The sequence below is a fragment of the Citrobacter sp. VF227 genome (assembly GCF_052950715.1).
Window position 1 is genome coordinate 1 of record NZ_JBRFVF010000431.1, and the last position, 460, is coordinate 460.

The following is a 460-nucleotide window of genomic DNA, read 5'->3' on the forward strand; positions in this document are numbered from 1 at the left end:
ATTTTCAGCTTGCCTAGCCCGGAATATTCATCAGGCATGGTTCGAGGGGTTGGCGGGAGTGGCGTAAGCGATTGCTTTACTGTAGGAAAATGGGTGTCGAAGCCAATCCTGCAACGAGGCAAAAATTGCCACAGACCACACCCGCCGAGGGCGAGGATAGCGCGCCCGGATTTTCGTTTCCAGCCATACGCGCCAAGAAACTCACAGCCGCGTTTGACGGGCGCCGTCTGACGTCGGACGGCGGTGTGCTGTTGCTGGCCCAGGCCGAACGGGCCATGGGCATTTGCCGTCGGTTGGCCGATTGCATGGCGGATCGGCGCGATCCGTCCCGGATCACACACCAGCTTGATGATATCCTGCGAGCGCGAGTGCTGGCGATCGCGTGCGGCTACGAGGATGCGGACGATCTCGATGCTTTGCGCGACGATCCAGGCTTCCGCCTGGCACTGGGCAAGCTGAC

At 60.9% G+C, this 460-nt stretch carries 1 protein-coding gene; it reads left to right on the top strand.

Going from position 1 to position 460, the window contains the following annotated elements:
- Positions 1–125: 125 nt before the first annotated feature.
- Positions 126–460: transposase (locus ACU8YC_RS27160; RefSeq protein WP_446896282.1), on the top strand; the 335-nt coding region annotated here is incomplete at its 3' end.